22 protein-coding genes and 1 pseudogene are annotated in these 26397 nt (G+C 70.8%); 11 read left to right on the top strand and 12 right to left on the bottom strand.

Annotated features, from left to right (window positions below; genetic code table 11):
• Positions 1 to 24 precede the first annotated feature (24 nt).
• Positions 25 to 2775, bottom strand: a complete 2751-nt coding sequence (locus tag ABZ154_RS10260) for a penicillin acylase family protein (protein WP_356830898.1) — start codon at positions 2773 to 2775, stop codon at positions 25 to 27.
• A 297-nt stretch (positions 2776 to 3072) separates the two neighbouring features.
• Between ABZ154_RS10260 and ABZ154_RS10255 the strand changes: the two genes are divergently transcribed.
• From ABZ154_RS10255 to ABZ154_RS10230, 6 genes are all read left to right on the top strand, one after another.
• On the top strand, positions 3073 to 4647 hold the full coding sequence (locus tag ABZ154_RS10255) for a potassium/proton antiporter (RefSeq protein ID WP_356830896.1): 1575 nt from the start codon (positions 3073 to 3075) through the stop codon (positions 4645 to 4647).
• A gap of 318 nt (positions 4648 to 4965) precedes the next feature.
• Positions 4966 to 6246, top strand: coding sequence for an MFS transporter (locus ABZ154_RS10250; RefSeq protein ID WP_356830894.1), 1281 nt, complete (start codon positions 4966 to 4968; stop codon positions 6244 to 6246).
• A gap of 66 nt (positions 6247 to 6312) precedes the next feature.
• Positions 6313 to 6678, top strand: coding sequence for an FmdB family zinc ribbon protein (locus tag ABZ154_RS10245; protein WP_356830892.1), 366 nt, complete (start codon positions 6313 to 6315; stop codon positions 6676 to 6678).
• A gap of 140 nt (positions 6679 to 6818) precedes the next feature.
• Entirely contained in the window at positions 6819 to 7703 is an 885-nt protein-coding gene (locus ABZ154_RS10240) for an S-methyl-5'-thioadenosine phosphorylase (protein WP_356830891.1), read from the top strand.
• Positions 7704 to 7901: 198 nt separating this feature from the next.
• Complete coding sequence (locus ABZ154_RS10235) at positions 7902 to 8513, top strand: hypothetical protein (RefSeq protein WP_356830889.1); 612 nt, start codon at positions 7902 to 7904, stop codon at positions 8511 to 8513.
• Positions 8514 to 8626: 113 nt separating this feature from the next.
• Positions 8627 to 9166: an MscL family protein gene (locus ABZ154_RS10230; protein WP_356830887.1), complete on the top strand. Its 540-nt coding sequence runs from the start codon at positions 8627 to 8629 to the stop codon at positions 9164 to 9166.
• A 16-nt stretch (positions 9167 to 9182) separates the two neighbouring features.
• On the opposite strand, the gene ABZ154_RS10225 is transcribed toward ABZ154_RS10230, so the two are convergent.
• The 6 genes from ABZ154_RS10225 to ABZ154_RS10200 form a co-directional block, all read right to left on the bottom strand.
• Positions 9183 to 9407 (bottom strand): hypothetical protein, encoded by a 225-nt coding sequence (locus tag ABZ154_RS10225; protein WP_356830885.1) that lies wholly within the window; start codon positions 9405 to 9407, stop codon positions 9183 to 9185.
• Between the two features lie 124 nt (positions 9408 to 9531).
• Positions 9532 to 9927 carry a hypothetical protein gene (locus tag ABZ154_RS10220; RefSeq protein ID WP_356830883.1) on the bottom strand — a complete coding sequence of 132 codons (396 nt, stop codon included), beginning with the start codon at positions 9925 to 9927 and terminating at the stop codon, positions 9532 to 9534.
• Positions 9924 to 10640, bottom strand: a complete 717-nt coding sequence (locus tag ABZ154_RS10215; RefSeq protein WP_356830882.1) for a Rieske (2Fe-2S) protein — start codon at positions 10638 to 10640, stop codon at positions 9924 to 9926. The genes ABZ154_RS10220 and ABZ154_RS10215 overlap by 4 nt, the downstream gene beginning before the upstream one ends.
• Positions 10637 to 11239, bottom strand: a complete 603-nt coding sequence (locus ABZ154_RS10210) for a 4Fe-4S dicluster domain-containing protein (RefSeq protein ID WP_356830880.1) — start codon at positions 11237 to 11239, stop codon at positions 10637 to 10639. The genes ABZ154_RS10215 and ABZ154_RS10210 overlap by 4 nt, the downstream gene beginning before the upstream one ends.
• A gap of 7 nt (positions 11240 to 11246) precedes the next feature.
• The gene (locus ABZ154_RS10205) at positions 11247 to 13574 is read right to left on the bottom strand and encodes a molybdopterin oxidoreductase family protein (protein WP_356830878.1); all 2328 of its coding nucleotides are present in this window, start codon (positions 13572 to 13574) and stop codon (positions 11247 to 11249) included.
• Positions 13571 to 14713, bottom strand: coding sequence for an MFS transporter (locus ABZ154_RS10200; RefSeq protein WP_356830876.1), 1143 nt, complete (start codon positions 14711 to 14713; stop codon positions 13571 to 13573). Before ABZ154_RS10200 ends, ABZ154_RS10205 begins: the two co-directional genes overlap by 4 nt.
• Positions 14714 to 15104: 391 nt before the next feature.
• On the opposite strand from ABZ154_RS10200, the gene ABZ154_RS10195 reads away from it, so the two are divergent.
• Complete coding sequence (locus tag ABZ154_RS10195) at positions 15105 to 16235, top strand: P1 family peptidase (protein WP_356830875.1); 1131 nt, start codon at positions 15105 to 15107, stop codon at positions 16233 to 16235.
• Between the two features lie 220 nt (positions 16236 to 16455).
• On the top strand, positions 16456 to 17202 hold the full coding sequence (locus ABZ154_RS10190; protein ID WP_356830874.1) for a DUF6227 family protein: 747 nt from the start codon (positions 16456 to 16458) through the stop codon (positions 17200 to 17202).
• 164 nt (positions 17203 to 17366) lie between these two features.
• Here ABZ154_RS10190 and ABZ154_RS10185 read toward each other — a convergent pair whose 3' ends face one another.
• Positions 17367 to 18914 carry an MFS transporter gene (locus tag ABZ154_RS10185; RefSeq protein ID WP_356830872.1) on the bottom strand — a complete coding sequence of 516 codons (1548 nt, stop codon included), beginning with the start codon at positions 18912 to 18914 and terminating at the stop codon, positions 17367 to 17369.
• 62 nt (positions 18915 to 18976) lie between these two features.
• Between ABZ154_RS10185 and ABZ154_RS10180 the strand changes: the two genes are divergently transcribed.
• Complete coding sequence (locus tag ABZ154_RS10180) at positions 18977 to 19990, top strand: YafY family protein (protein ID WP_356830870.1); 1014 nt, start codon at positions 18977 to 18979, stop codon at positions 19988 to 19990.
• A 199-nt stretch (positions 19991 to 20189) separates the two neighbouring features.
• Here the strand turns inward: ABZ154_RS10180 and ABZ154_RS10175 are convergent, their stop codons facing one another.
• The gene (locus ABZ154_RS10175; protein ID WP_356830868.1) at positions 20190 to 21191 is read right to left on the bottom strand and encodes a sigma-70 family RNA polymerase sigma factor; all 1002 of its coding nucleotides are present in this window, start codon (positions 21189 to 21191) and stop codon (positions 20190 to 20192) included.
• Between the two features lie 588 nt (positions 21192 to 21779).
• Here ABZ154_RS10175 and ABZ154_RS10170 point away from each other — a divergent pair.
• Positions 21780 to 22246, top strand: a pseudogene (locus tag ABZ154_RS10170) (hypothetical protein); the annotation flags it as partial.
• A 36-nt stretch (positions 22247 to 22282) separates the two neighbouring features.
• Here the strand turns inward: ABZ154_RS10170 and ABZ154_RS10165 are convergent.
• On the bottom strand, positions 22283 to 23065 hold the full coding sequence (locus ABZ154_RS10165) for a class III extradiol ring-cleavage dioxygenase (RefSeq protein WP_356830866.1): 783 nt from the start codon (positions 23063 to 23065) through the stop codon (positions 22283 to 22285).
• A gap of 200 nt (positions 23066 to 23265) precedes the next feature.
• Between ABZ154_RS10165 and ABZ154_RS10160 the strand changes: the two genes are divergently transcribed.
• Complete coding sequence (locus ABZ154_RS10160; RefSeq protein WP_356830864.1) at positions 23266 to 23787, top strand: MarR family transcriptional regulator; 522 nt, start codon at positions 23266 to 23268, stop codon at positions 23785 to 23787.
• A 53-nt stretch (positions 23788 to 23840) separates the two neighbouring features.
• Here the strand turns inward: ABZ154_RS10160 and ABZ154_RS10155 are convergent, their stop codons facing one another.
• Positions 23841 to 25397, bottom strand: coding sequence for an MFS transporter (locus ABZ154_RS10155; protein ID WP_356830862.1), 1557 nt, complete (start codon positions 25395 to 25397; stop codon positions 23841 to 23843).
• Between the two features lie 149 nt (positions 25398 to 25546).
• Entirely contained in the window at positions 25547 to 26212 is a 666-nt protein-coding gene (locus tag ABZ154_RS10150; RefSeq protein ID WP_356830860.1) for a helix-turn-helix domain-containing protein, read from the bottom strand.
• Positions 26213 to 26397 lie beyond the last annotated feature (185 nt).

Here is a 26397-nt window from a genome sequence, read left to right as displayed (position 1 = left end):
CGCCGCGAAGGCCTCTACGGGCCTCTACGGCTTGAGCGTCAGCGTGTCGACGGTCGACTCGCCTACGGCCTCCGTTCCGAAGGACCAGTCGAGCAGTTCACCGCCCGCCCACTTGTCGGTCTGGTCGGCGTAGTGCGCGTTGAACGCGTGCCCGGAGGCGCCCGTGAGGTTGATCCAGCGGGACTTGTCCCAGTCCCCCACGTTGACGACCATCCGCATCGAAGGCACCCAGATCACCTCGTAGCCGCTCGCCGCGTTCCAGCCGGTGGCGTTGACCGTCGCCTCGCCGCCGCCGAGGTTCCAGGGGCCGCGGTTGAGCGCCCGCTGGAGCAGATCGGGCCCTTCGGTACCCAGGGTCTGGTTCTTCAGCATCAGCCGGTGCAGCCGGCCCCAGCTCCAGGTGGAGATGTTCTTGCCGAGCTTGGAGGTCAGCTCCCAGCGCGCGTCCTCCATCGCCCGGGCGAAGAGGTCGTCCCGGTTCTCCAGCGCGGCCTCGCGGCCCCTGGCGGGCGCCTTCCACCACTCGTTGTCCTGGTCCTCGACGATGTCGCGGACCACCTGGAACCAGCGGTCCCCGCCGTCCGGCTGCGCGGAGTCGCCGTCGCGCTGGCCGCACTCGCGCACGAGCTTCTTCTGCTGGTCGGCCGGGCCGCTGTTCTTGGCCGGCGGCACGTTGATGCAGTCGCCCTTGACCCGCAGCTCCTTGGGCAGCTTGTTGCCGAAGGCGAGCTTGAGGATGTTGCGCCAGACGCCGTTGAAGTACGCGGCGGCGGCGGAGTCGGGCTCCTGGGTGTAGTCCCAGCCCTCCAGCAGCTTCTGCGCCTCACGCACGCTCGGGTCGGAGACGTTGATCTTCAGCAGCTCGGGCACCAGCAGCGCGGCGATCTCGCTGGTGTTGTCCATCTGCAGCTTCTGCATGTCGTCGGTCGAGACCTTCTCGCCGCCCTTGATCTTCTGGGCGAGGAGGTCGTTGATCCGCTGGCTGCGGGCGCCGTAGCCCCAGTCCTTGGTCAGCAGGTGCGGGTACTTGCTCTCGTCGATCACGGCCTGGTTGGCGGTGACGATGTAGCCGCGCTTCGGGTTGTACTCGTAGGGCAGCTCGTCGAAGGGGACGGCCTCCTTCGCCCAGCCGTACGCCGGGTCCCAGCCGGGGCTGGGCAGCGTGCCGTCGCCCTTGAGGCGGACCGGGATCGTGCCGGGCGCCTGGTAGCCGATGTTGCCCTGGGTGTCGGCGTAGATGAGGTTCTGCGAGGGGACCTCGAAGTTCTTGGCAGCCGCCCGGAAGGTGTCGAAGTCCTTGGCCCGGTTGATCGCGAAGACCGCGTCCATGGACTTGCCCGGCCGCAGGGCGGTCCACTTCAGCGCGACCGCGTACCCGTCGGCACGGTCGGGGGCGGCGTTGGAGACGGGCGCCTTCTGGCCGACCTTGTCCAGTTCCCTGCTGCGGTCGGAGACCAGAGGCCCGTTGTTCGTCTCACGGACGGTGATCTTCCGGTCCTTGCCGCCCGCGACCTTGATCGTCTCCTCGCGGGTGATGAACGGCTTCACCTTGTTGTCGTACAGGTAGCCGTCGCCGGAGACCTTCTCCAGGAAGAGGTCGGTGACGTCCGCGCCGAGATTGGTGAGACCCCAGGCGATGTCCTGGTTGTGGCCGATGATCACACCGGGCATGCCGGAGAAGGTGTAGCCAGCGGTGTCGTACTGGCAGGTCTTCGAGAGCTGCCGGCAGTGCAGGCCCATCTGGTACCAGAGGGAGGGCAGCATCGGCGCCAGGTGCGGGTCGTTGGCGAGCAGCGCCTTGCCGGTCGTCGTGTGGGTGCCCCGGACGACCCAGGAGTTCGATCCGATGCCGTTGCCGTTCGGGCCGAGCAGCGCGGGGATCTTGTCGAGGGTGTCGGAGAGCGCGGAGAGCTGGGTGTTCAGGCCCTCGGTGGCACCCTGCACGGTCTGGGACCCGTTGCCGTCGGACGGGACGGCGTCGAGGTCGTACTTCCCGGTGACTGTGGAGACGGCTCCCCGGTCGACGATCGGCTTGTGGGTGCCGTACGGGTAGTCCGGGTACAGGTCCTGGATCTGGTCGATGTCGAGCCGGCTGGTCAGCAGTGAGCGGTCGATCTCGTCCTGCATGTTGCCGCGCAGGTCCCAGGCCATGGCCTTGAGCCAGGCGACCGAGTCGACCGGGGTCCACTCGCCGGGCTTGTAGTCGTTGGTCAGCCCCAGCGCCGCGTACTCGACCGAGATGTCCCGGCCTTCCTTACCCTTCAGGTAGGCGTTGACGCCGTCCGCGTACGACTGGAGGTTCTTCTTGGTGTCCTCGTCCAGGACCTCCTCGTACTCCTGTTGCGCGACCTTCCGCCAGCCGAGCGTGCGCAGGAAGGAGTCGGTCTCGACCTGCCCGGAGCCGAACATCTCGGAGAGCCGGCCCGCCGTCATGTGGCGCCGGACGTCCATCTCCCAGAAGCGGTCCTGGGCCTGGACGAAGCCCTGGGCGCGGAAGAGGTCGGCGTCGGAGTCCGCGTAGATCTGCGGGATGCCGTAGGAGTCCCGTTTGACCTCGACGTCACCGGAGAGGCCTTCCAGGGTGATCGTTCCGGTGGTCTGCGGGTACGAGGCCCGCACGGTGGAGACGGACCAGTAGGCGCCGAACCCGACACCCGCGACGAGCGCCAGCACCAGGACGAACAGAAGGAGGCGGACGCGACGCCCCTTCTTCTTCCTGCCGGGCTTCTTCGCGTCGTCGGAAGGACCGGAAGAGTCGGTTGTATTGGCGGGCATCGCTGTCCTTCGAGGGGCAGGGTGGTCCTGGGAGTGCAGGAGCAACCATAGGCGCAGCCGAGAAGCCACTCGGACGCGGTATAGGGATGCATCCATTTGCGTATCCCTCGTACGAACGCGCGCAGCTCTTCAGCGAACGCGGAAGCCGTCAAGGAAACGTTAAAGATTAGGTAAGGTAACGAAGTAACTGGCTGCCGGAGGTCGATCCGGCAGGCGCACGCAGGGAAGGAACGGACCCTGACTGTCCACGCGCTCAACGAACTCCTGCTCGTCTGCTCGCTCGTCCTGCTCGTCGCCGTGGCGGCGGTACGGATCTCCTCGCGCAGCGGGCTCCCCAGCCTGCTCCTGTATCTCGGGATCGGGATCGCCCTGGGGCAGGACGGCATCTTCGACGTCAAGTTCGACAACGCCGAGCTGACCCAGGTGATCGGCTACGCCGCCCTGGTCGTCATCCTGGCCGAGGGCGGACTCGGGGCGAAGTGGAAAGAGGTCCGGCCGGTCCTGCCCGCCGCCGCGGTGGTCTCCACCGTCGGCGTCGGCATCAGCGTGGGCATCACGGCCGCGGCCGCGCACTACCTCGTCGGCCTGGAATGGCGCCAGGCCCTCATCATCGGCGCGGTCGTCTCCTCCACCGATGCCGCGGCCGTCTTCTCCGTGCTGCGCAGAGTGCCGCTGCCGCCCCGGATCACCGGTGTACTGGAGGCCGAGTCCGGCTTCAACGACGCCCCCGTGGTCATCCTCGTCGTCGTGTTCTCCGCCGTCGGCCCGGTGGAGCACTGGTATCTCCTGATCGGCGAGATCGCCCTGGAGCTGGCCATCGGCGCCGCCATCGGCGTCGCGGTGGGCTGGATGGGGTCCCTGGGGCTGCGGCACGTCGCCCTGCCCGCCTCCGGCCTCTACCCGATCGCCGTGATGGCCATCGCCGTGATGGCGTACGCGTCGGGGGCCATGGCCCACGGCAGCGGGTTCCTCGCGGTCTACCTGGCGGCCATGATCCTCGGCAACTCCAAGCTGCCGCACTGGCCCGCCACCCGTGGCTTCGCCGACGGGCTGGGCTGGCTGGCCCAGATCGGCATGTTCGTGCTGCTCGGCCTGCTGGTCACCCCGCACGACCTGGTCGACGACTTCTGGCCCGCCGTCGTGGTGGGTCTGGTACTGACCATGGTGGCCCGGCCGCTGTCGGTCTTCCTCAGCCTGGCGCCGTTCCGGCTGCCGGCCCGCGAGAAGATCCTGATGTCATGGGCCGGGCTGCGCGGGGCCGTGCCCATCATCCTGGCGACCATTCCGGTGGTCTCCGGGGTGGAGGGCAGCACCAGGATCTTCAACATCGTCTTCGTCCTCGTCGTCGTCTACACGCTGATCCAGGGCCCGACCCTGCCCTGGGTGGCGGACAAGCTGAAGATCGCCGATCACGAGGCCGAGGCCGACGACCTGGGCGTCGAGTCCGCCCCGCTGGAGCGGCTGCACGGTCACCTGCTGTCGGTCGACATCCCCGAGAAGTCCAAGATGCACGGCGTCGAGGTCGGCGAGCTCCGGCTCCCGGCCGGGGCCGCCGTCACGCTGGTGGTCCGCCAGGAGGAGAGCTTCGTGCCCTCCCCCACCACGGTCCTGCGCCGGGGCGACGAGCTGCTCGTGGTGGCGACCGACCCGGTGCGCGACAAGGCCGAGGCCCGGCTCCGGGCGGTCGGTGAGGGCGGCAAACTGGCCGGCTGGCTGGGGACGGGCGGAGCGTCCGGTACGCCGGGCAATCCCAGGTCCCCGAAAGCCTCGGGGACGGGCGGATCCGCCGTCCGCCAGGCTGTGAAGCCGGTCAGGCCCGTCAAGAAGCTCGGACCGGCCGACGACGCCCCCCGTAGGAACGCGCGTCGCTAGCAGTACGCTCGCGCGTCACCCATAGGGCGCGGATCACAGGCCTACCAGGAAGCTCTGTGCGCATTCACAGGCGCACAGAGCTTCCTGCCTGTACGATAAAGGGCACACTGATCGACCAACTCTGTCTGATGCAGAGCTGGCGCGACCGTATGGCGGTCGTGGTGTCTCTTCGCCCGGCGTTTCTTCGCCGATGGCAGCGAGTCACCCGGCATCTACCGCAGTTCCGCGCGAAGAGGACAGCTCTCGGCCGCTTCCGTCCGGCCCGCCCCACAAGGGCGCCGGGAAGCACTGCCACCAGACGGCAGAAAGGCAAGGACCGTGGCAACCACGGTCACCGACCGCCCCGGATACGGGCAACTGCTCCGCACCCCCGGTGCATGGACCTTCCTCCTTCCGGGCTTCGCCGCACGGCAGCCCTTCGCGATGCTGACCATCGGCATCGTGCTGCTGGTGCAGCACACCACCGGCTCCTACGGAACCGCGGGCGCCGTGGCGGCCGTCGCCGGCGTCTCCATGGCGCTGGTGGCCCCGCAGGGCGGCAAACTCGCCGACCGGTTCGGCCAGCGGGCCGTCCTGCTGCCCGGCGTCCTGCTGCACACCGCCTCCGTCAGCGCCCTGACCGCGCTGGCGCTGGCGGACGCGCCCCTGTGGGCGCTGTTCGCCGCCGCAGTGCCCACCGGCGCCTCGGTCCCGCAGATCGGCCCGATGGTGCGCGCCCGCTGGGCCGCGATGCTGGGAGCCACCCCGGACCGGCCCGCCTCCCCGCTGATGTCCACCGCCGCCGCCTTCGAGTCGGTGACGGACGAGTTCACCTTCGTCCTCGGACCGGTCATCGCGACCGCGCTGTGCACCGGCGTGCACCCGGCTGCCGGGCTGATCACCGAGGCCGCCCTCACTCTCATCGGCGGCCTGCTCTTCGCCGCGCAGCGAGCCACCCAGCCCGCCCCCCGCCCCGCCGCAGCGGCGGACCGGCCGCACACCTCGGCCCTGTCCGTCCCCGGCGTCCGGGTGCTCGTCGTCGCCTTCCTGGGCATCGGCGCGGTCTTCGGCGGCATGCAGGTCTCGCTGACGGCGTTCTCCGAGGAGATCGGCCACCCCGGCGTGAACGGTCTGCTGTACGGGATCTTCGCGGCGGGCAACATGTTGGCCGGCATCGTCTGCGGCGCCATCGCCTGGAAGAGCAGCCCGCAGCGCCGCCTCGTCGTCGGCTACGTGGCCCTGACCCTCATGGCGTCCGGCCTCTGGGCCGTGCACTCCGTACCGCTGCTGGCCGGGCTCGGCCTGCTGGTCGGCCTCTGCATCGCGCCGGCACTGATCAGCGGTTACACGCTGGTCGAGTCGCTGGTCCCCGCCGGCGCCCGCACCGAGGCCTTCACCTGGCTCACGGGCGCGGTGGCACTGGGCCAGGCGGCCGCCGTGACCGTGGCGGGACAGCTCGCCGACGCCCACGGCGCGAGCACCGGCTTCCTGGTCCCGCTGGCCGGTACCGTACTGGCGCTGGCGACCCTGCTGGCCCTGCGCTCGCGGCTGGCACCGAGGTCCGCGGGCCGGACCGTCGCACGTGGGATCGGTCACCGCGAGCCGGTCATGGTGGACTGATCGCGCGGAATACGTCAGTATGGACCGTCGTTAGCACTCATTGAGTGAGAGTGCCAGGAGGAGCAAGTGCCGACCTATCAGTACCAGTGCACCGAGTGCGGCGAGGGCCTCGAGGCGGTGCAGAAGTTCACCGATGATGCCCTGACCGTGTGCCCGAGCTGCGACGGACGCCTGAAGAAGGTGTTCTCTGCGGTCGGCATCGTCTTCAAGGGTTCCGGTTTCTACCGGAACGACAGCCGCGGCTCCTCGTCGAGCAGCACGCCGGCGACGACGGCCTCGAAGTCGTCCGACTCCGGTTCGTCGTCCTCGTCGACGTCGACGGGTTCCGACGCGAAGTCGAGCGCTTCGTCGTCGTCCTCGTCCTCCGCTTCCTCCTCGTCGTCGGCGCCCGCGCCGGCCTCGTCGTCGAGCGGTACGTCGTCGGCTGCCTGAGCCCACGTACGCCCCACACGCAGCACCGGACCCCGCCGATCCAGTCGGCGGGGTCCGTGCGTTTCCGGGTGCCTGGGTTTCCCGGGTGCCTGCTGTTTCCCGCGCGCAACACGTGGCGCTCCCCCGGATACGGTGACCGCATGGTGAACGCACATACGGACACGAGCTCCGGAACAGACATCGCGGGTACGGCGCCGGGGGCGGAGATCGGGGTCATCGGCGGCTCGGGCTTCTACTCCTTCCTGGAGGACGTCACCGAGGTCTCCGTGGACACCCCTTACGGGAAGCCCAGCGACTCCGTCTTCCTGGGCGAGATCGGCGGTCGCCGGGTGGCCTTCCTGCCCCGCCACGGCCGCGGTCACCACCTGCCGCCCCACCGCATCAACTACCGGGCCAACCTCTGGGCCCTGCGCTCCGTCGGGGTGCGCCAGGTGCTTGGCCCCTGTGCCGTCGGCGGGCTGCGCCCGGAGTTCGGCCCCGGCACCCTGCTCGTCCCGGACCAGATGGTGGACCGGACCAAGGCCCGCGTGCAGACCTATTACGACGGTGAGACCCGGGCCGACGGGACCGTACCCGATGTCGTGCACCTGGGCTTCGCCGATCCCTACTGCCCCGAGGGCCGGAAGGCCGCGCTCGCCGCGGCGCGCGGACGCGGCTGGGAGCCGGTGGACGGCGGGACCCTGGTGGTGGTCGAGGGCCCGCGCTTCTCCACCCGCGCGGAATCCCGCTGGCACGCGGCGATGGGCTGGTCGGTGGTCGGGATGACCGGGCATCCGGAAGCCGTACTCGCCCGGGAACTGGGGCTCTGCTACACGACGATGACCCTCGTGACCGACCTGGACGCGGGCGCCGAGGCAGGTGAGGGCGTCTCCCACGAGGAGGTGCTCCAGGTGTTCGCGGCCAACGTGGACCGGCTCCGGTCGGTGCTGTTCGACGCGGTGGGCGGGCTGCCGGCGACGGGGACCCGCAACTGCGCCTGCGCGCACGCGCTGGACGGGATCGAAACGGGGGTCGCGCTGCCGTAGCGGCACCGCGCGCGCAGGTGCGTAGGGCCACTGCGCGGCGGTCGGGGGCACCGGATCGGGTGACGAAGTTATCCACAATCCGGGTGTTGTCCACAGGCCTCAGCGGGATCCGCGCGGCCCGTGGATCGTGAGGGGAGTTCGGCCGGGACCTCCGGTCGGGCTCCCCTCGTCCGTGTGCATCCGATTGCAGGTGACGCCATGTCCTCGCCCCCGTCCCCTTTCGCCGCCCGGCCCCCTGCACCGCCGCCCGCCCCCGGCGGGGTGGGGCCCTTCGCGCCGCTGCGGGTGCGGGGCGGCGGGGCGTACCGGCTGCGGCGGACACTGCGCAGACAGCGGCGTGCGATCGCCGCGGGGATCGCGCTGGCGGGTGCCGCTCTGGCCACGACGGGGCTGGGCAGCGCCGCGTCCGACCCCGCCGCCTCGGACAGCGCCGCCGTATCCGGTACGGCGGCATCGGATACGGCGGCGGGGTCCGGGCGTCCTTCGGGGCGCCTCGTCTCGGCGCCGGTGCGGATCGCGGACGCGGCGACGGTTCGGCTGTTGCGTCCGGGTGACCGTGTCGACGTGATCGCGGTCGGCGAGGCGGGCGACGACGCCCGTCCGGTGGCACGCGGGGTGCGGGTGGCACGGGTTCCGGAACGGATCGCCGATGCCGGCGGCCTCGGGAGCGGCGGTGAGAGGGTGACCGGCTGGGGCGCGGCGCCGGAGGGGGCTCTGGTGATGCTGTCCGTGGAGCGCTCCACCGCTACGGCGCTGCTGGGCGCGGGCGCTTCGGGGCGGCTGGCGGTGGCGGTGTCCGATGCGAACTGACGCGCCCTCAAGTCACTCGTGGGCCTTACCGGATTGGACAGTGTCGCCTTCTCCCGCCTTAGGTGGCGAAGCAGTTTGCTCCCGTCACCGCACATGCGAAAGAAGGCTCACCTGTGAGCGAGAAGAAGGTCAGTCTGCTGGAGGGCTTCAAAGCCTTCCTGACGCGCGGCAATGTGATCGACCTTGCGGTGGCTGTCGTCATCGGGGCGGCGTTCACGAACATCGTGAACGCCGTCGTCAAGGGCATCATCAACCCCCTGGTCGGTGCGTTCGGTACGCAGGACCTGGACAACTACAGCTCCTGCCTCCAGGGCCCCTGCACCACGGACCCGGCCACCGGCCAGATGGACGGGATCGAGATCCTGTGGGGCTCGGTGCTCAGCGCCACCCTCAGCTTCCTGATCACCGCCGCCGTCGTGTACTTCCTGATGGTGCTGCCGATGGCGAAGTATCTGGCCCGGCGGGCGGAGATGCAGGCCGCCAAGGAGGGCGTGCAGGAGACGCTGGAGGTGAGCGAGCTGGAGGTGCTCAAGGAGATCCGCGACGCCCTGGTCGCGCAGCGTGGTGGTGGCGCGGCGGGTGCCGGTGGGTTCGGAGCCGGTGGGCCGGGCGAGGGCGGAGGGGCGCTGCCGGGCCCGGACGGGGAGCGGTAGCCCGCCGATCAGCGGTTCAGATGTGGTGGGGCGGCTTCTCGTCGAGGAAGCGCGCGAGGTCTGCGGCACCGGAGCCGCCGGAGGGCCGCTCGCCCCATCCCCGGTCCGTATCGTCCGCGGACTGCTGGTCCAGCGGATCGTCGAAGATCAGAACCGGCTTGGGCTTCGGCTTCGGTTCCTGCGGCGGCTGTGCCTGCGGCTGCTTCGCGTCTCGCGGACCGGGGGCGGGGGCGGCACTCATGCCTCCAGGGTACGGCGGCCGGCGGCGGGGTGCGGGCCTCCGCCTGGCGGGGCGGCTCCGGCGGCGGAGCGCGGCCGGCTTCCGGGTCCGGCGGACGTCAGCGGTACGCAGGGCCCGGCGGACGTCAGCGGTCTCTCGGGTCCATCAGCCACAGGCCGAGCACCACGAGGAACGACAGGCAGAGGAAACCGGCCCCCCACCAGGCCGTGCCGGTGTTGCCCTCCATCCACTCGTCGATCAGCACGGTCAGGCCCCAGAGCTGGCCCACGACCACGGTCATCGCCAGGACGAGGCGGGCGGTCAGCTTCGAGGAGCGCTCGGGTTCCTGGTCGGTGCCCGCGCCGGGACCGGGCCCGGTGTGGCGGACGCGCGGGTCTCCGTAGCCACTGGTGGGACGGATCTGCGGATACCGCTGATGGACGGGCCGGTTCAGCGCCGGGTCGGCGCTGCCGGGGTGGTACGTCGGGTAGTGGCTGCCCGGGGGCGGCAGCGGCTGCTCGGGGTGCGGGGAATCGGTCATGCCCGCCCGCCGGGGGTCTCGGTGGTGGCATCGGAGGTGGCGGAGGCGCCGGGCCCCGGGGCCCGGGGCGGGGATTCGGCACCGCCGCCGATGTCGGGGCAGCCGATACGGGCGGCGAGGTCGGGGCGTTCGCCGCCGAGCTGGCGGCAGAGGCCCGCCTCGACGCTCTCGCCGGAGCGGGTGGTCCCGACGGCCCAGATACTGCCGTCGGTCTCCTCGATGACCACGACCTTCGGCAGTCCGCGCGGCGGCGGCCCGGCGGTCACCTCACCGGACCTGGCGTCGAAGACGCCTTCGTGGCAGGGGCAGTACAGCTCGCCCTCCCGGCCCCTGTCCTTGCGCCAGAGCACGGCGCAGGCGAGGTGGGTGCAGACGGCGGAGTAGCCGACGAGGGTGCCGTCGTCGAGGCGGACGGCGACGGCCCGGTCCCCCTCGCCCGGGTAGCGGAAGGCGATGGACTCGCCGGGCGGAAGCCGCTGGGCGATGCGTTTCGCCCCAGGTGCCTTGCCCTCATCGCCGTCGCCGTGGCGGTGCAGGATGCCCGCGGCCACCGCGATGCCGCCGACGGCGAGTCCGCCGGAGACGGTGGTGACGATCCGGAGGTAGTCGCGCCGGGAGGTGAGGGAGTCCGCGGCGATCCGGTCCTGGAGCGCCTCGCGTGGGTCTCCCCCGGCCGGGTGGTCCCCGCCCTGCTGCTGTTCGGCGACGCTCATCGGCGGACGTCCTTCCCGTTGATCTCGACGACGGGCAGGCCGCCGGGGACCGGCCACTGCACCTTCTCGGCGGGAACGACCATGGCCACGCCGGTGCGGACCTCGGTCTCGCCGAAGACGAAGGTGTCGGCGACCTGGACGCCGGGGCGCTCAGCCTGGAGCTCCTCGAGCGTCCCGTAGAAGAGCGCTCCGGTCGGGCAGACGGTGGCGCACATGGGGGCGAGGCCGTAGGCGGTGCGGTCGTAGCAGAGGTTGCACTTCAGCTGGAGCTTGGCTCCGAGGTCGATCTTCGGTACGCCGAAGGGGCAGGCGTTGACGCAGTTGGCGCAGCCGATGCAGCGGGTGGTGTCGGCCTGCTGCACCACACCGTCGGCGGTCACCAGGATCGCGTCGGCGGGGCAGACCTCGGCACACGGGGCGACCGGGTCCTCGCAGTGCATGCAGACGGTGGGGAGGGAGGCGACGGAGCGGCCCTCGTCGGTGTAGTCGAGGTGGATCATCGACGTGCCGCGGTGCGAGTCGCATTCGCGGCAGGCGGAGACACAGGCCTGGCAGCCGATGCAGCGCCCCGGGTCGATGAAGATCGTTCTGCCCATCATGGGGGGCTCAGCTCCTCTCCGAGGTGCCACGGCCCTGGGGGGCCGTGGGAGGCAGCGGGTCGGTACGGGAGACCTGGGTCTCCGGGTAGGCGACATGGCCGGGGGCGGCCGGGGGTGCGGGGACCTCGTCGATCCGGTCGGCGTGCTCGATGCGGCAGGCGCAGACCTTGTATTCGGGGATCTTGGAGCGGGGATCGAGGGCGTCGATGGTGAGGGCGTTGGCCGCGGTGGGGACGGGCCAGTGGTAGGGGATGAACACGGTGTCCGGGCGAATCGCCTCGGTGACCAGGGCGGGAAAGACCTCGCTGCCGCGCCGGGTGACGATCCGTACGGGCTCGCCGTTGCGGAAGCCGTGGGAGGGGTGGATCTCGGCCCAGGGGCGCGGGGTCTGCTCCACGAGGGCGCCGAGCCTGCGGGTCTGGTTGCCGGAGAGGAAGTGGGCCACGGTCCGGCCGGTGGTGAGGGACATGGGGTGCTCGTCGTCGTACGGGTCCATCGGCGGGTGCCACTCGACGGCCTGGAGGTGGATCTTGCCGTCGGGGTGGTAGGTCCTGCCGTCCTCGAAGAGGCGCGGGGTGCCGGGGTGGTCGGTGGAGGGACAGGGCCAGGCGATGCCGCCGGTCTCCTCGAGCCGTTCGTAGGTGATGCCGTAGTAGTCGTTGACGGTGCCGGCGGAGGCGAGGCGCAGCTCGTCGAAGACCGACCGGGAGTCGGGGAAGTCGAACTTGTCCCCGGCACCCAGGCGGCGGGCGAGCTCGCACATCACCCAGGTGTCGGTCCGGACACCTGGTGGCGGGTCCTGGGCCTTGTTGTGCTTGACCACGCGGGCCTCGGCGTTGGCCATCACCCCTTCGTCCTCCGCCCAGGTGGTGACGGGGAAGACGACATGGGCGTTGGCGGCGGTCTCGGAGAGGAAGAAGTCGAATTGGGCGTGGAACTCGGTGGCGTCGTACCCCTCCTTGACCACCCGGTAGTTGGGCAGGGAGACGAAGGGGTTGTTGCAGATGCCGATCAGACCGCGGATCTCGCGGCGCTGCATCTGCCAGACCATTTCCATCATGGAGGTCCCGGCGGGCGGGAGTTCGGAATCCTCGATGCCCCAGATCTCGCAGATCTGACGGCGGTGCTCCTCGTTCATGATGGAACGGCCGCCGGGGAGGAGGTCGGACTTCTGGCCGTGCTCGCGGCCGCCCTGCCCGTTGCCCTGGCCGGTGAGGGTGCCGTATCCGGCGCCGGGCTTGCCGATGTGGCCGGTGGCGGCGCAGAGGCTGATCACGGAGAGGCAGTTCTCGACGCCCTGCGAGTGGTGTTCGATGCCCCGGGCATGCCAGGCCATGGCCCTGGGCGCGCGGGCGAAGGTCCGGGCGACCTGGGCGATCTGCTCGGCGGGGATGCCGCAGATCGCGGCGGCGCGGGACGGCGGGTACTCGGCCGCCTTGGCCTTCACCTCTTCCCAGCCGGTGGTGTGGGCAGCAAGGTAGTTCTCGTCGGTGAGCCCTTCCTCGATGACGACGTTCAGTACGGAGGTGAAGAAGGCGGAATCGGTGCCGGGCTTGAGGGCGACGTGGATGTCGGCGGTCCGGGCGATGGCGGTCTCTCGCGGGTCGATGACGATGAGGCTCGCCCCGCGGTCCCGGGCTCCCCAGACGTACTGGGTCATCACGGGGAAGCACTCGCCGACGTTGGAGCCCGCGATGAGCAGGCAGTCGGTGAGGAGGATGTCGGAGAAGGGGTTGCCGGCCCGGTCGATGCCGAAGGCGAGCTTGTTGGCGCCCGCCGCGCTGACCATGCAGAGGCGGCCGTTGTAGTCGACGTGCCGGGACTTGAGGGCGACCCGGGCGAACTTGCCGACCAGATACGTCTTCTCGGAGAACAGGCTGGCTCCGCCGAGCAGCCCGAAGGCGTCGTTGCCGTAGGTCTGCTGGATACGCTTGACCTCGGAGACGGTGAAGTCGAGCGCCTCCTCCCAGGAGACCTCCTGGAACTCCTCGTCGCGGGAGCGGCGCATCAGCGGGGCGGTGAGCCGGTCGGGGTGGTTGACCTGCTGGTAGGCGTTGATGCCCTTGGGGCAGAGCCGCATGCGGTTGATGTCGTGGTTGCGGGGTTCGACGCCGAAGACCTTGCCTCCTCGGTCCACGCGCAGATACATCCCGCACTGGACACCGCAGAAGCAGCAGTGGGTCGGCACGAGCGTCTCGCCGTTCTGGTCGGCGTGCCACTGGTCGGCCGGGATGGAGCCCGCGTCCCGGAAGGCGCGGGTGCCGGGCGGGGTGAGGGAGGGATCGAGGGGGATGAAGGTGCGGCGGCCGGCGGCAGCTCGCGGTTCCGCGGTCACTTGAAGCCCTTCTTCACATGGGAGAGGTAGGCGCTGCCGCGCAGCACCCGCTTGCAGCGCGGGCAGTACTCGGTCCAGGCGTCGAAGTCGAGCCGGAGGTCACGCATGGTGCCCCGCAGGTTCTCGACGTACGGGCCGGTGTCGATGGGTTGCTCGCAGCGGCGGCAGGCGAAGACCTTGTCGTCCTGGCGGCCCGTGTACTTGAACAGCTGCATGCCGACCGCGGCCGGGCGCTGGACGATGTGGAAGAACTTGCCGAACGGGATGTAGATGAGGGTGAAGACCACCGAGACCATGTGGAGGATCGCCAGGAACTGGTAGCCGCCGCCGTGCAGGAAGATCGAGGAGAAGGTGAGCAGCAGCCCGGTCACGGAGATGACGATCAGCGCGATCAGCGGCACCAGGTCGTAGGCGAAGCGCTGGCCGGTCGAGGCTCCGCGGTCCTTCATCCGGCGCCACAGGAAGTACGAGGCACCCGGGATGACGAGGACGGCGGCGATGTCGAGGCCGTGGAACATAAGCCAGCCGAGGAGGGAGAGCGAGTCGAAGCCGAGGATCTTGATGCCCCAGATCCGCATCTCGTAGCCGGGCCCCGAGCCGCTGCCGGAGGTGAAGGTGAACCAGCCCCAGGTGAGCGGGAAGGTGATCAGGGCGGCGAGGATGCAGCCCCAGAAGATCAGCTGGTGGGCGGCCCAGCGGGCGTGTGACCGGGCGCCGAGGAACTTCTGGAAGCCCAGGTAGGTGGCGATCATCTTCGGCAGGGCGGTGGGGGCCTGGCGGAAGTTCTCCATGGAGAAGAGGCTGCGCCAGCCCTGTTCGAAGAGGCGCCGGGCGCCAGGCGCGGAGATCCAGACCGTGTAGCGGTAGGCCACGCCGAAGGCGAGGAACACCGTGGCCACCGCGTACGGGAGGAGCGCCGAGTCGAAGTTGCGCAGCATACGGCTGCCGAGCACGATCGCGAGGATCAGCAGGGCGGAGACCACCACTCCGGCCAGGGTCGCCCGGGCGGTGACCGACCGTGGGCCGGTGGCGGCGGGGGACGCGGCGGCGGAGTCGCCGGGGACCGTGCCCGCGGAGCCCCTGGGCGGATCCGGCTCGGTTGCGGCGGGGGCTGCGGAGGGTTCTGGCGGCTCGGTCACTCGGCCACCGTAGGACCGTTTAGGGCAATTGGACCCGTTTTGGACCGTACGGGGGTGAGCGGGTCGCCCGGACAGGCGCAGGGAGGCCGGAGCGGGGGGCGGCTGCCGGTCCGGGACACGGGGGCGCGCCGGCTCAGGGCCGGAACGCCGGCCCGGGTGCGAGCAGGCGAGGACAAGGCCTGGCAGGCGGACCAGGGCGAGCAGGCGAGCGCAGGGGCGGGGCGTGCACCCGGGGTCACGCAGGCAAGTGCAGGGCCCCGGGTGCACGCCCCGGGCCGAACAGGCGGGTGCAGGGGGGACCGGGCGGACAGGGGCGGGGCCCGCCGGTACGTTCGGAGCCTACGAACACGAGCCTGCGCCTGCTCACGGGCGCCGACCCGAGGAGTGCCCGATGACCGCCGAGGACTCGCGCCCGCCGCTGCCCGACGCTCCGTCACCGCCGAGAGAGGGTGCCCGGTTGCTGGACGCGCTGACCGATGTGGCCGGCATCCGGGTCGGGCACGCGCAGGTGTCCGGGGCCGGGGCGCTGAGCGGGACGACCGTGGTCCTGGCGCCGGAGGGCGGGGCTGTGGCCGCCGTGGACGTGCGGGGTGGCGGGCCGGGGACCCGGGAGACGGACGCGCTGGACCCGCGCAACCTGGTGCAGCGGGTCGACGCGATCGCCCTCACGGGCGGCAGCGCGTACGGGCTCGACGCCGCGTCCGGCGTGATGGCCTGGCTGGAGGAGCGGGGCCGGGGCGTCCGCGTCGGTGCCGGACCCACCCAGGTGGTCCCGGTCGTTCCGGCCGCGGCCCTCTTCGACCTCGGCCGGGGCGGTGACTGGCATGCCCGCCCGGACGCGTCGACCGGGCGGGCCGCCGTGGAGGCGGCGGCCGCTTCCGGCCCCGGGGCGCCGGTCGCCGAGGGGAACGTGGGTGCGGGTACGGGGGCGGTGGCCGGGCAGCTCAAGGGCGGCATCGGCACGGCGAGCGTGCGGCTCGCCTCCGGGGTCACCGTCGCCGCCCTGGTCGCCGTGAACGCGGCGGGGTCGGTGCTCGATCCGCGTACCGGGGTGCTGTTCGGGGAGTACGGGGCCGAGGAGCCGCCCGCACATCCGGCGCCCGCGACGCATGCGGCGGCGGTACGGCGACTGGCGCGGGAGCGGGAGGCAGCGCAGGCGGCCGGGGGCGGGGCGCCGCCGTTCAACACCACGATCGCGGTCGTCGCGACCGACGCGGGTCTCGTCAGGGCCCAGGCGCAGAAGCTGGCGGGCACCGCCCACGACGGCATGGCCCGTGCGGTGCGCCCGGTCCATCTGCTGACCGACGGGGACACCGTGTTCGCGCTGGCCACGGGGCGGGTGCGGGTGGAGCCGGAGAATCCGGGCGCGGTCAACGAGATCCTCGCGGCGGGTGCCGACGTACTGGCCCGCGCGATCGTGAAGGCCGTGCGCGCGGCCAGGTACGTCCAGGGGCCGGGCGGTGCGTTCCTCGCTTACGCCGACCTGTACGGGGAGGGGCCGGACGGCCGGCTCGAAGCGTAGGCCGCCGGGGGCGCGCGGCACGGGTGCAGGGGCGCGCGGACGCCCGACTCGCAACCACGGCAAGGGAGTTCACCCCCAACCGCCCGAAATGTGCCGGGACCAGACGGGGAACTTATCTCGGGCGCCTTACGTTTTTACGAACCCCGGTCACGATGTCAGACCCAGGGACTACGTTGAGCACGCATCAAGTAACACGCGGCGACGGCCTGGAGACAGCACCTTGAGCGATCCGTACGAGACAACCGAGCAGCACCTCGACCGACTCCTGCGACGCGCCCTCAACTCTTTCGAACTTCCCGACAGCACGGTCGACCTGCTCGGTTCGGCGCTGGCGCACAGCAGTTCACTGCACTCGTCGCACCACAGCCCCGTCCTGCACCGGGAGACCTACCGCCACACCTACCTCCTCACCGACGGTTCCGACCTGACCCTGTGGGAGCTGGTGCACAGCGGCGGCCGGGACGAACAGGTCCCCCGCCGCCACGAGCTCTACGCCGACGAGAGCGACGCCCATGTCGCCGCGGCCCGGCTCGCCGGGAGCTTCTCGGACACCCCCGCCTTCGGCGACGAGGCCGGCCGGGGGGACCTGGAGATCCTGACGGTCCTGATGTCCGCTCCCCCGGCCCCGGCACCCCGGACGTACGCCCCCGACAATTCGGCCGACCACGCCCGCCGGGTCCTGCGCCGCGCGGAGAACGACGACCGCCCGGACGAGGCGAAGGCGCGGCTGCTCCGGTCCGCCTTCGCCCACCACATCACCCAGATCTTCGGGCGCCAGTGCCAAGTGGACGGACAGGAGGCCGGGTTCACGCTCTACGAGCACGCCTTCCTGCTGCTGGACGGCAGCGAGACGAGCCTGTGGGAGGTCGAGCACACGGCGACCCCCGACGGCCGCCACATGTGCGAGGTCTACGAGGACGAGCACACCGCCCGTACGGCGATGGAGATCCGCACCAGGATCTGCTGAGGCCGCGCCCCGCGTGTGCGGAGGCGCCTGCGGGCAGAGCTCCGCGCGTACGCGGATGTCCGCCCGTCCCCCGTCAGGGGCGGGCGGGCATCCGTACGGGACCGGCCAGGGAGCACCTGGCCGTTCGGCCGCTCAGCTCTCCGACCGCTCAGCTCTTCAGCCGCTCAGTCCTTCAACGCCGGCACCTTGACGAGCGGACCGTCGCCGGCCGCTTCGCCCTCCACGTGCGCCTTCGGCCGGGCCGGCAGCGCGAACATCAGCAGGAAGATCACCGCGAACACTCCGGCCACCCACCACAGCGACTGCTGGAACGCGTCCACGAAGGCCGGGCCCACCTCCTGCGGTGCCGTCGGGTCACCGACCGCGCCGAAGAAGACCACCGACACCAGGCCGAGGCCGAGCGCGGTGCCCATCTGCTGCACGGTGTTGATCAGCCCCGACGCCGAGCCCGCGTGCTCCTTGGGGACCTCGGAGAGGATCGCGTCGGTCAGCGGTGCCACGATCAGGCCCATCCCGACGCCCATGACGACCAGCGGCACCGCCATCTGCCAGGAGGTGATGGCCATGCCGTAGTGCTGGGCCTCCCAGAGGTAGATCAGCAACCCGGCGACCATCAGGAGCGCACCCGACTGGAGGACCTTGCGGCCGAAGCGGGGCACCAGCTTCTGTACGGAGATCCCGGCGGCCACCGAGACGGCGACGGAGAAGGGGATGCCCGTCGTACCGGCCGCCAGGACGCTCCAACCCAGGCCCATCTGCATGTACAGGGTCCAGACGAGGAAGAAGATGCCCAGGCCGACGCCGAAGGTGAGCTGCACGGCGATGCCCGCCGCGAAGCTCTTGAACCGGAACAGGGACAGCTCGATCAGCGGTGAGCCGTCGATGATGGCCTTCTGCCGCTGGTGCCGGACGAGGAGCCCGAAGACGAACAGGCTGCCCACCATCGAGACATGGCCCCAGAGCGGCCAGTCCAGCTCGTGCCCGCGGGTGAGCGGGTAGATGAGCATCAGCATGGCGAGGGTGACCAGGCCGACGCCCACCAGGTCCAGCCGCATGGCCTTGGGTGCCTTGGACTCGGTGATGAACTTGGCGCCGAGGATCAGGCCGGCGATACCGACGGGCAGGTTGATCAGGAAGATCGGCCGCCATTCGAGCCCGAAGAGGTTCCACTCCGTGAGCAGCGCGCCCAGCAGCGGGCCGGAGACCGCGCCGAGGCCGACGATCGCGCCGAAGAGGCCGAAGACCTTGCCGCGTTCGTGCGCCGGGAAGGTGGCGTGCACGATCGAGAGCACCTGGGGCACCATCAGGGCCGCCGTCGCACCCTGGAGGATGCGAGCGGCGACCAGTATGTCGGAGTCGGCCGCGAGGCCGCAGAGGGCCGAGGCCACCGTGAACCCGGCGATGCCGATGAGGAAGAGCCGCTTGCGCCCGTAGATGTCGCCGAGCCGGCCACCCGTGATCAGTCCGGCCGCGAACGCGAGCGCGTACCCGGCGGTGATCCACTGGATCGCGGAGACGGAGGCATCCATGTCCTGGCTGATGCTCGGGATGGCGATGTTGACGATCGTGACGTCCACCAGGTCCATGAAGGCCGCGGTCATCACGATGGCGAGGGCGAACCAACGGCGCCGGTCGGCGGGGGCGGGCAGGGGCGGAGCGGTGCTCGATGCGGTGTTGTGTGCCGGGTCCGGCAGCGCTGCGGAAGAAGACATGAGAAGAAGGTATGGCCCCATTAGGTCTGATCATGACCTGATGGGGGCGCATCCTGGATCCCATGACCGACACCCCGGCACGACTGCTGAAGCTGCTGTCGCTCCTCCAGACCCCGCGCGAATGGCCCGGCGGGGAGCTGGCCGAACGGCTCGACGTCAGCCCGCGCACGGTCCGCCGCGACATCGACCGGCTGCGCGAACTGGGCTATCCCGTGGAGGCCTCGCGCGGTGCGCTGGGCGGCTACCGCCTGGTGGCGGGCGCCGCCATGCCGCCTCTCGTGCTGGACGACGAGGAAGCGGTCGCCATCGCGGTGGGGCTACGGGCCGGAGCAGGGCACGCCATCGAGGGCGTCGACGAGGCCTCCGTACGGGCGCTGGCGAAGCTGGAGCAGGTGCTGCCGTCGCGGTTGCGGCACCGGGTCTCGGCGCTGCAGAACGCCACGGTGCCGCTGACCCGGGGCGACGGGGCCACCATCGATCCGCAGACCCTGACGACGCTGGCCTCGGCGGCCACCGGGCAGGAGCGGCTGAGGTTCTCGTACCGCAGCGGCGACGGTACGGAGACGAAGCGGCAGGTCGAGCCGTACCGGCTGGTGAGCACGGGGCGGCGGTGGTACCTGGTGGCCTACGACCTGCTGCGGGAGGACTGGCGGACGTTCCGGGTGGACCGGGTCTCCGAGCCGTTCGGGACGGGCGCCCGGTTCACGCCCCGGCCGCTCCCCGTGGAGGAGGGCGGGAGCGCGGAGTCGGGGGACGCGGCGCGATACTTCGCCCGTTCGATGGCGGGGGTGCAGCCGGAGCTCCGGCTCGATGTCCGGTTCCGGGCGCCGGCGGAGTTCGTGGTGGCGCGGCTGCCGTCGACGCTCGGGGTGCCGGAGCCGGACGGGGAGGACGGCTGCCGGCTGCGGTCCTCGTCGACGGACTCGTTGGAGTGGGTGGCGCTGCGCCTGGCGCTGGTGGACTGCGAGTTCGCGGTGCAGGGGCCGCCGCAGCTGGTGGCGCACCTGGAGAGCCTGGGCGCCCGGCTCACCCGCGCTGCCGCGGCCGGACGTGGAGCGCGGAGGCCCGGGCCTTGAGGAGGAGCCGGGGGGAGGCACGGGAGCTTGAGCAGTGGCCCGGACAGGGGCCCGGACATGGATGAGCCCCGGCGCCGGGGGGGGGTGGGCGCCGGGACTCAGTTCCGGGGACCGGTCGGAGAAACCGGTCGGGTGACCGGCATGTCCGGTCGGTCAGCCGGTGCGAACCGGCTTGATGGGGAGGTTACGGGTTATTGGCTCACGCCGCAGCGTCAAAGCCCGTGTCGTGAGCCATTCGCTTCAATTCGAGTAGTGCGTGCTTCTCGATCTGGCGGATCCGCTCCCGTGTCAGGCCGTGTTGCTTGCCCACTTCGGTCAGCGTCCGCTCGCGCCCGTCCTCGATGCCGTACCTCATCTTGATGATGGAGGCGGTCCTGTTGTCGAGCTTGCCGATCAGGTCCTCCAGCTCCTCGCTGCGCAGGAGGGTCATCACCGACTGCTCGGGCGAGACGGCGGAGGTGTCCTCCAGCAGGTCGCCGAACTGGGTGTCACCGTTGTCGTCCACCGACATGTTGAGGCTGACCGGGTCGCGGGCCCAGTCCAGGACGTTGCCCACACGCTCGGCGTTGGAGTCGAGCTCGGCGGCGATCTCCGCGTGCTCGGGATCGCGCCCGTTCTCCCGGTTGAACTCGCGCTGGACCCGGCGGATCCTGCCGAGCTCCTCCACCAGGTGGACGGGGAGCCGGATCGTGCGGGACTGGTCGGCTATGGACCGGGTGATGGCCTGCCGGATCCACCACGTCGCGTACGTGGAGAACTTGAATCCCTTGGCGTAGTCGAACTTCTCGACCGCGCGCACCAGGCCCGCGTTGCCCTCCTGGATCAGGTCGAGCAGGGGCAGCCCCGCACGCGGGTAGCGACGGGCCACGGCAACGACGAGGCGGAGGTTGGAACGGATGAATATGTCCTTGGCGCGCTCGCCCTCGGCGACCAGCGCCTCCAGCTCTTCACGCGTCGCGCCGCGGGCGTCGCTCTCCACCTCGCCGTCGAGGAGCTGCTGGGCGTAGACGCCCGCCTCGATGGACTGGGAGAGGTCGACTTCCTTGGCGGCGTCGAGCAGCGGTGTACGAGCGATCTCGTCCAGGTACATGCCGACCAGGTCGCGATCGGCGATTTCCCCGCCCACGGCGCGAACACTGCTTGCCCGGTCGGTCCCACCGGAGGTGGTGGACGAACGACGGGCGACGGCACGGGTTGCCATGCGTGCTCCCTTGCTGAGTAGGTCGCGACACCTTTTCGGGTGCCCTGCATCCGATGGAAACAACGACTGGAATCCGGACAGAATTCCCATGCCGACCGTTCATTTTCGCGATCATCCAGTACCCTGTCCGGCGCCGACCGCAGGAAACCCCGCGCGGATACCCACGTAAGCGCAGGTCAGCCAGGGCGCCGAGGGGCACCGGCAGCCCTTGCGGGGAGTCGGCGACTCCGTTTCGGTGAGGCCGCGCTGACAGGAGGCCACACCCATGGGCCACGCCCGCCCACGACCGCGCATGCTTCTCGCCTCTACGGAACTACGAACGTCTCCCACAGCTCCGAACGTTCCGGACCTCCGAACGACGTTTCCGGCCTCCGAACGTCTCGAGTCGTTCCCGACCTCGCGTCTACCCCGGAAGACGGCCCGTATCGCCTCAAGGTTGCTCGCGATGTCCGCCGCCGATGGCGATCGAGGCCCTCATGCGGCACGGACAGGCGCCGGCCGCCATCGCTGGCTGGGCAACCGGCCCAAGCTGGCGGACATGCCCGGTTCCGCCGCTTCCCCGGCGGGCCCGGCCAGGCCCCCGCAGAGCCGGAGGCGGCGCGCGCCGCGACCAAGGAGCCCGTAGGGGCCGCCACCCACCGCTACGCGACCCATGGCCACGCCGCACGGATCATGCTCGTCCACGCGGCGACCGCGTCCGACGCGGTCCTGCACACACTGCCCGCGCTCCCCCGTAACCTGTGGCTGCGCACCCACAGGCTGCGCTCCCCCGCACTCTCTGGGCGTCCAGCCTGCACGCGGCCTGGGCGGCGAGCGCCGCGGTGACCGCCGCCTACGGGCCCCGCGAGGCGCTGCCGGTCGCGGAACACCCGACGGCGGCACAGGACGCACGGGGTTCACAGGGCTCACCGGACGCGCACGAGGTGTTCGAGCGGGCCACGGCACACGGGGACGACCACACGATCAAGTTCGCCGGCACTGCACTGGACGCAGGTGACGCGGCCGCCCTCGTCGCCATCGACCGCGCGATCGAGCTGAACACGCCGGCCTGGTGAAACGCCCTCGGCCGAAAGCCGAAAGCCCGAACTTCCTCATCCGAACTGCACCGACCGCTTGGCCAGCCCCATCCAGAAGCCGTCGATGACGCTCCGCCCCCGGTCCAGCTCCTCCTCGGCGGCGCCCAGCGTCACGAAGAGCGGGGCGAAGTGCTCGGTGCGCGGGTGGGCCAGCTTTCCGGCGGGTGACGTGTGCTCGAAGTCGAGCAGGGCGTCGACGTCCTGGGCCCGCAGCGCGCGGTCACCCCAGTCGTCGAACTCCGTCGACCAGCCCGGGACCCCGCCGCCCGGGTGCCGCAGGGCGGCCAGGTTGTGGGTGAAGAAGCCGCTGCCGACGATCAGCACGCCCTCGTCGCGCAGCGGGGCGAGCCTGCGCCCGATGGCCATAAGTCTCTGCGGGTCGAGTGTCGGCATGGAGATCTGGAGTACGGGGATGTCGGCGTCCGGGAACATCTCCACCAGCGGCACGTAGGCCCCGTGGTCGAGCCCCCGGTCCGGCATGTCCTGGACCGGCGTACCGGCGCCGCGCAGCAGCTTGCGGACGCTGTCGGCGAGCTGTGGGGCCCCGGGGGCGCCGTACCGCACCCGGTAGTAGTGCTCGGGGAATCCCCAGAAGTCGTAGACCAGTGGGACCGGCTCGACGGCACCGAGCGCGAGCGGGGCCTCCTCCCAGTGGGCGGAGACCATCAGGATCGCGCGGGGGCGCGGCAGCGTGGCGGACCAGGCGGCGAGCTGGCCGGGCCAGACCGGGTCGTCGGCGAGCGGCGGGGCGCCGTGCGAGAGGTAGAGAGCGGGCATGCGCTCCGCGGTGACAGTCATGGCACTCCCCGTCCACTGGACACTGATCATGGTCCCTGAACCCCGTTCCCGGACCCTGGTGCGGGGAACGGTTCTACAAGGGTCCTGCGAAATCTCTGAAGAGTCCGCGGAATTCCGTCGGCAAGGTCCTTGAATCTTCAAGTTCCTACCTCCAGAGACCTTAGCCCTATCTAGTTAAACTTTCAAGGAAAGGTCGTACAGTGGAGTACATGACCACGGCACCCACGGCATCCACCGGCACGACTCGCTGGCTCACCGACGAGGAGCAGCAGGTCTGGCGCGCCTATCTGCATGCCACGACGCTGCTGGAGGATCACCTCGACCGCCAGTTGCAGCGGGACGCTGGCATGCCCCACATCTACTACGGGTTGCTCGTCCAGCTCTCCCAGGCCCCCCGGCGCCGGATGCGGATGACCGAGCTCGCCAGGAACGTGAAGATCACCCGTTCCCGGCTCTCGCACGCCATCGCCCGGCTGGAGAAGAGCGGCTGGGTGCGGCGCGAGGAGTGCCCCTCCGACAAGCGCGGCCAGAACGCGGTGCTCACCGACGACGGCTACGCGATGCTCGGCCGTTCGGCCCCCGGCCATGTCGACGCCGTACGGCAGGCGCTGTTCGACCGGCTCACGCCCGAGCAGGTGCACAGCCTCGGCGACATCATGCGCGTGCTCGCCTCCGGGCTCGAACCGGAGGGTACGGACGCGGATCTGCCCTGGCTCCGCTGAGCGGCGGAACCAGGGCAGATCTTCGACCGGGGCAGACCTCAAGGGCGGTGGCCTCAGTGGGCGACGACCGGGATCCGGATCTCGTCCTCGGCGCCCTCGGCGTCCCCGCCGGACGCGCTGCCGCTCCCGTCGGGACCCGTTCCCGGGCGGCCGGTGTTGATCAGTACGACCGCGATCGCGGAGGCGACGACGAGGATGCCGACGGCCCACCAGATCGCGCTGGCGAAGCCGCTGACCATGGCCTGGAGCTCCAGGAGCTTCGGGTCCGTGACGCGGGCCGCGTTGTCGGCGATGTAGGCGGTGGTGGCACCCGCCGCGATGGTGTTCAGCAGAGCGGTGCCGATGGCGCCGCCGACCTGCTGCGAGGTGTTGACCATCGCGGAGGCGACCCCCGCGTCACGCGGCTCGATGCCGTGCGTGGCCAGGGACATGGCCGGCATGAACGCCGTACCCATACCGAGGCCGAGCAGCAGCATCCCGGGCAGGATGACGGCGGCGTAGCTGGTGTTCAGGTCCAGCTGGGTGAGGAGCAGCATGCCGAGGGCGGCGACCAAGAAGCCGGGGCCCATCAGTAGCCGCGGCGGGACCCGGGTCATCAGCCGGGTACCGATCTGGGTGGAGCCGGTGATCATGCCCGCGATCATCGGGAGGAAGGCGAAGCCGGTCCTGACCGGGGAGTAGCCCTTCACGATCTGCAGGTAGTAGGTCAGGAAGAGAAACAGCCCGAACATCGCGATGATGGCGAGCCCCAGCGAGAGGTAGACCCCGCCGCGGTTGCGCTCGGTCAGTACGCGCAGCGGCAGCAACGGCGACTTCACGCGCGACTCGGTGACGACGAAGGCCAGCAGCAGCGCGGCGGCCGCGATGAACATGGTGACCGTCAGGCCGTCCGACCAGCCGGCCGACTCGGCGCGGGTGAAGCCGTAGACCAGGGCGACCAGGCCGAGCGTGGAGAGCACGACGCCGGGGATGTCGAGGGGCGAGCGGTTACGGGAGCCGGAGGGCTCACGGATGACGAAGTACGCGCCCGCGGCGGCGACCACGGCGAACGGGATGTTGACGAAGAACGTCCAGCGCCAGTTCAGGTACTCGGTGAGGAAGCCGCCGAGGATCAGCCCGACCGCGCCACCGCCACCGGCGATGGCCCCGTAGATGCCGAAGGCCTTGGCGCGCTCCTTGGCGTCGGTGAACATCACGGCGAGCAGGGAGAGTGCCGCCGGGGCGAGCAGGGCGCCGAAGGCACCTTGCAGGGCCCGGGAGCCGAACATCATCGCCTCGTTCTGGGCGGCTCCGCCGAGCGCGGAGGCCAGGGCGAAGCCGATCAGCCCGACGACGAAGGTGCGCTTGCGCCCCCAGAGGTCGGCGATCCGGCCGCCGAAGAGGAGCAGGCCACCGAAGGCGAGCGCGTAGGCGGTGATGACCCACTGCTTGTTGCCCTCGGAGATGCCGAGGTCGTTCTGGGCGGAGGGCAGGGCGATGTTCACGATGGTCGCGTCGAGCACGACCATCAGCTGGGCGAGCGCGATGAAGGCCAGAGCCTTCCAGCGGCTGGGATCGGGAAGCCCGGTGCCGGCCGTTCTCGACAGCGGGGTGTCAGCGGTTTTTGCCATGGGAGTAGCCACCTAGGGACATGAGGGGGCGCCGAGGACGTCGCGAGGCGAGTCGCCGTACGTGCTGGCGTACGCGTGATGGGAGTACGTGAGTGCGTGAACGTAAAAGGACGTTGATTTACGGGCCGAGGCGATTTACGGGGCAGGCGTCAGCTGTCGCGGCGCCTCAGGTTCCCCAGGGTTGCCGCCGATCCGGGCAGTACGGAACGGGCCGGGGCTTCCAGTCCGTCGAGGAAAAGCTGCAGATGGCGATGGGTGAAGCGGTCGATGTCCAGGCAGGCGGTGCCGGGCAGCGGCCGGGTGAGCTGGGAGAGGGCGACGAGTACGTCACCGACGGCGATGTCGGTACGCAGCCGCCCCGCGGACATGGCGCGCGACACGAGCCCCTCGACAGCCGCTTCGAGGCGGTCGCGCTCCGCCAGCAGGTCGGGGTGGTCCTTGTCGAAGACGCCGGAGAGCATCGGGCACAGGGCGCCGATCCGTTCGTCGGCGGCCGCGTGCACGAAGCGGCTGAGCGCGGCGAAGGGGTCGGCCTCCGCCGCAACGGCCTCTTCGGCCCTCTCGGTGGTGCGGGAGGTGACCGCGAGCACGACCTCATGGGTCAGCGCCGCACGGTCGGGGAAGTTCCGGTAGAGCGTGGCGTTCCCGACGCCCGCCCGCCGTGCGACGTCGTCGAGCGGCACATCCGGCCCGAACTCGACGAACAGCTCACGGGCGGCCGTGACGATCCGCTCGCGGTTGCGCAGCGCGTCGGCCCGCGGGCGGGGCGTACGGCGCTCAGCTGCCGGTGCGGTGGTGTCGGCGGCGGTCTCCACTGCTGCGGACCTTCCCTCTTTCTGATCGGACGCCGATCGAATGCCGACCGGGCGTCGAGTAGCTGGCCGACCCCCACACGTAAGCGGGGACCAGGTCCCCGTTTCAGGGGGACACCGGTGTAAACGGGGAGAGCCTCCCCGGTTATTTCCACTCCCCACCGTGACCTGCGTCACACTGCATGGCG

This window comes from Streptomyces sp. NPDC006261 (genome assembly GCF_040613515.1).
GTDB lineage: Bacteria > Actinomycetota > Actinomycetes > Streptomycetales > Streptomycetaceae > Streptomyces.
Note: the sequence above shows the minus strand (reverse complement) of the source record. Positions and strands in the feature narration are given on the sequence as shown.

Excerpts from the sequence above, each read along its gene's own strand:
- ABZ154_RS10260 (WP_356830898.1), bottom strand. The coding sequence starts at position 2,775 with ATGCCCGCCAATACAACCGACTCTTCCGGTCCTTCCGACGACGCGAAG.
- ABZ154_RS10240 (WP_356830891.1), top strand. The coding sequence starts at position 6,819 with ATGGTGAACGCACATACGGACACGAGCTCCGGAACAGACATCGCGGGT.
- ABZ154_RS10235 (WP_356830889.1), top strand. The coding sequence starts at position 7,902 with ATGTCCTCGCCCCCGTCCCCTTTCGCCGCCCGGCCCCCTGCACCGCCG.
- ABZ154_RS10225 (WP_356830885.1), bottom strand. The coding sequence starts at position 9,407 with ATGAGTGCCGCCCCCGCCCCCGGTCCGCGAGACGCGAAGCAGCCGCAG.
- ABZ154_RS10220 (WP_356830883.1), bottom strand. The coding sequence starts at position 9,927 with ATGACCGATTCCCCGCACCCCGAGCAGCCGCTGCCGCCCCCGGGCAGC.
- ABZ154_RS10215 (WP_356830882.1), bottom strand. The coding sequence starts at position 10,640 with ATGAGCGTCGCCGAACAGCAGCAGGGCGGGGACCACCCGGCCGGGGGA.
- ABZ154_RS10210 (WP_356830880.1), bottom strand. The coding sequence starts at position 11,239 with ATGATGGGCAGAACGATCTTCATCGACCCGGGGCGCTGCATCGGCTGC.
- ABZ154_RS10195 (WP_356830875.1), top strand. The coding sequence starts at position 15,105 with ATGACCGCCGAGGACTCGCGCCCGCCGCTGCCCGACGCTCCGTCACCG.
- ABZ154_RS10185 (WP_356830872.1), bottom strand. The coding sequence starts at position 18,914 with ATGTCTTCTTCCGCAGCGCTGCCGGACCCGGCACACAACACCGCATCG.
- ABZ154_RS10180 (WP_356830870.1), top strand. The coding sequence starts at position 18,977 with ATGACCGACACCCCGGCACGACTGCTGAAGCTGCTGTCGCTCCTCCAG.
- ABZ154_RS10175 (WP_356830868.1), bottom strand. The coding sequence starts at position 21,191 with ATGGCAACCCGTGCCGTCGCCCGTCGTTCGTCCACCACCTCCGGTGGG.
- ABZ154_RS10165 (WP_356830866.1), bottom strand. The coding sequence starts at position 23,065 with ATGACTGTCACCGCGGAGCGCATGCCCGCTCTCTACCTCTCGCACGGC.
- ABZ154_RS10155 (WP_356830862.1), bottom strand. The coding sequence starts at position 25,397 with ATGGCAAAAACCGCTGACACCCCGCTGTCGAGAACGGCCGGCACCGGG.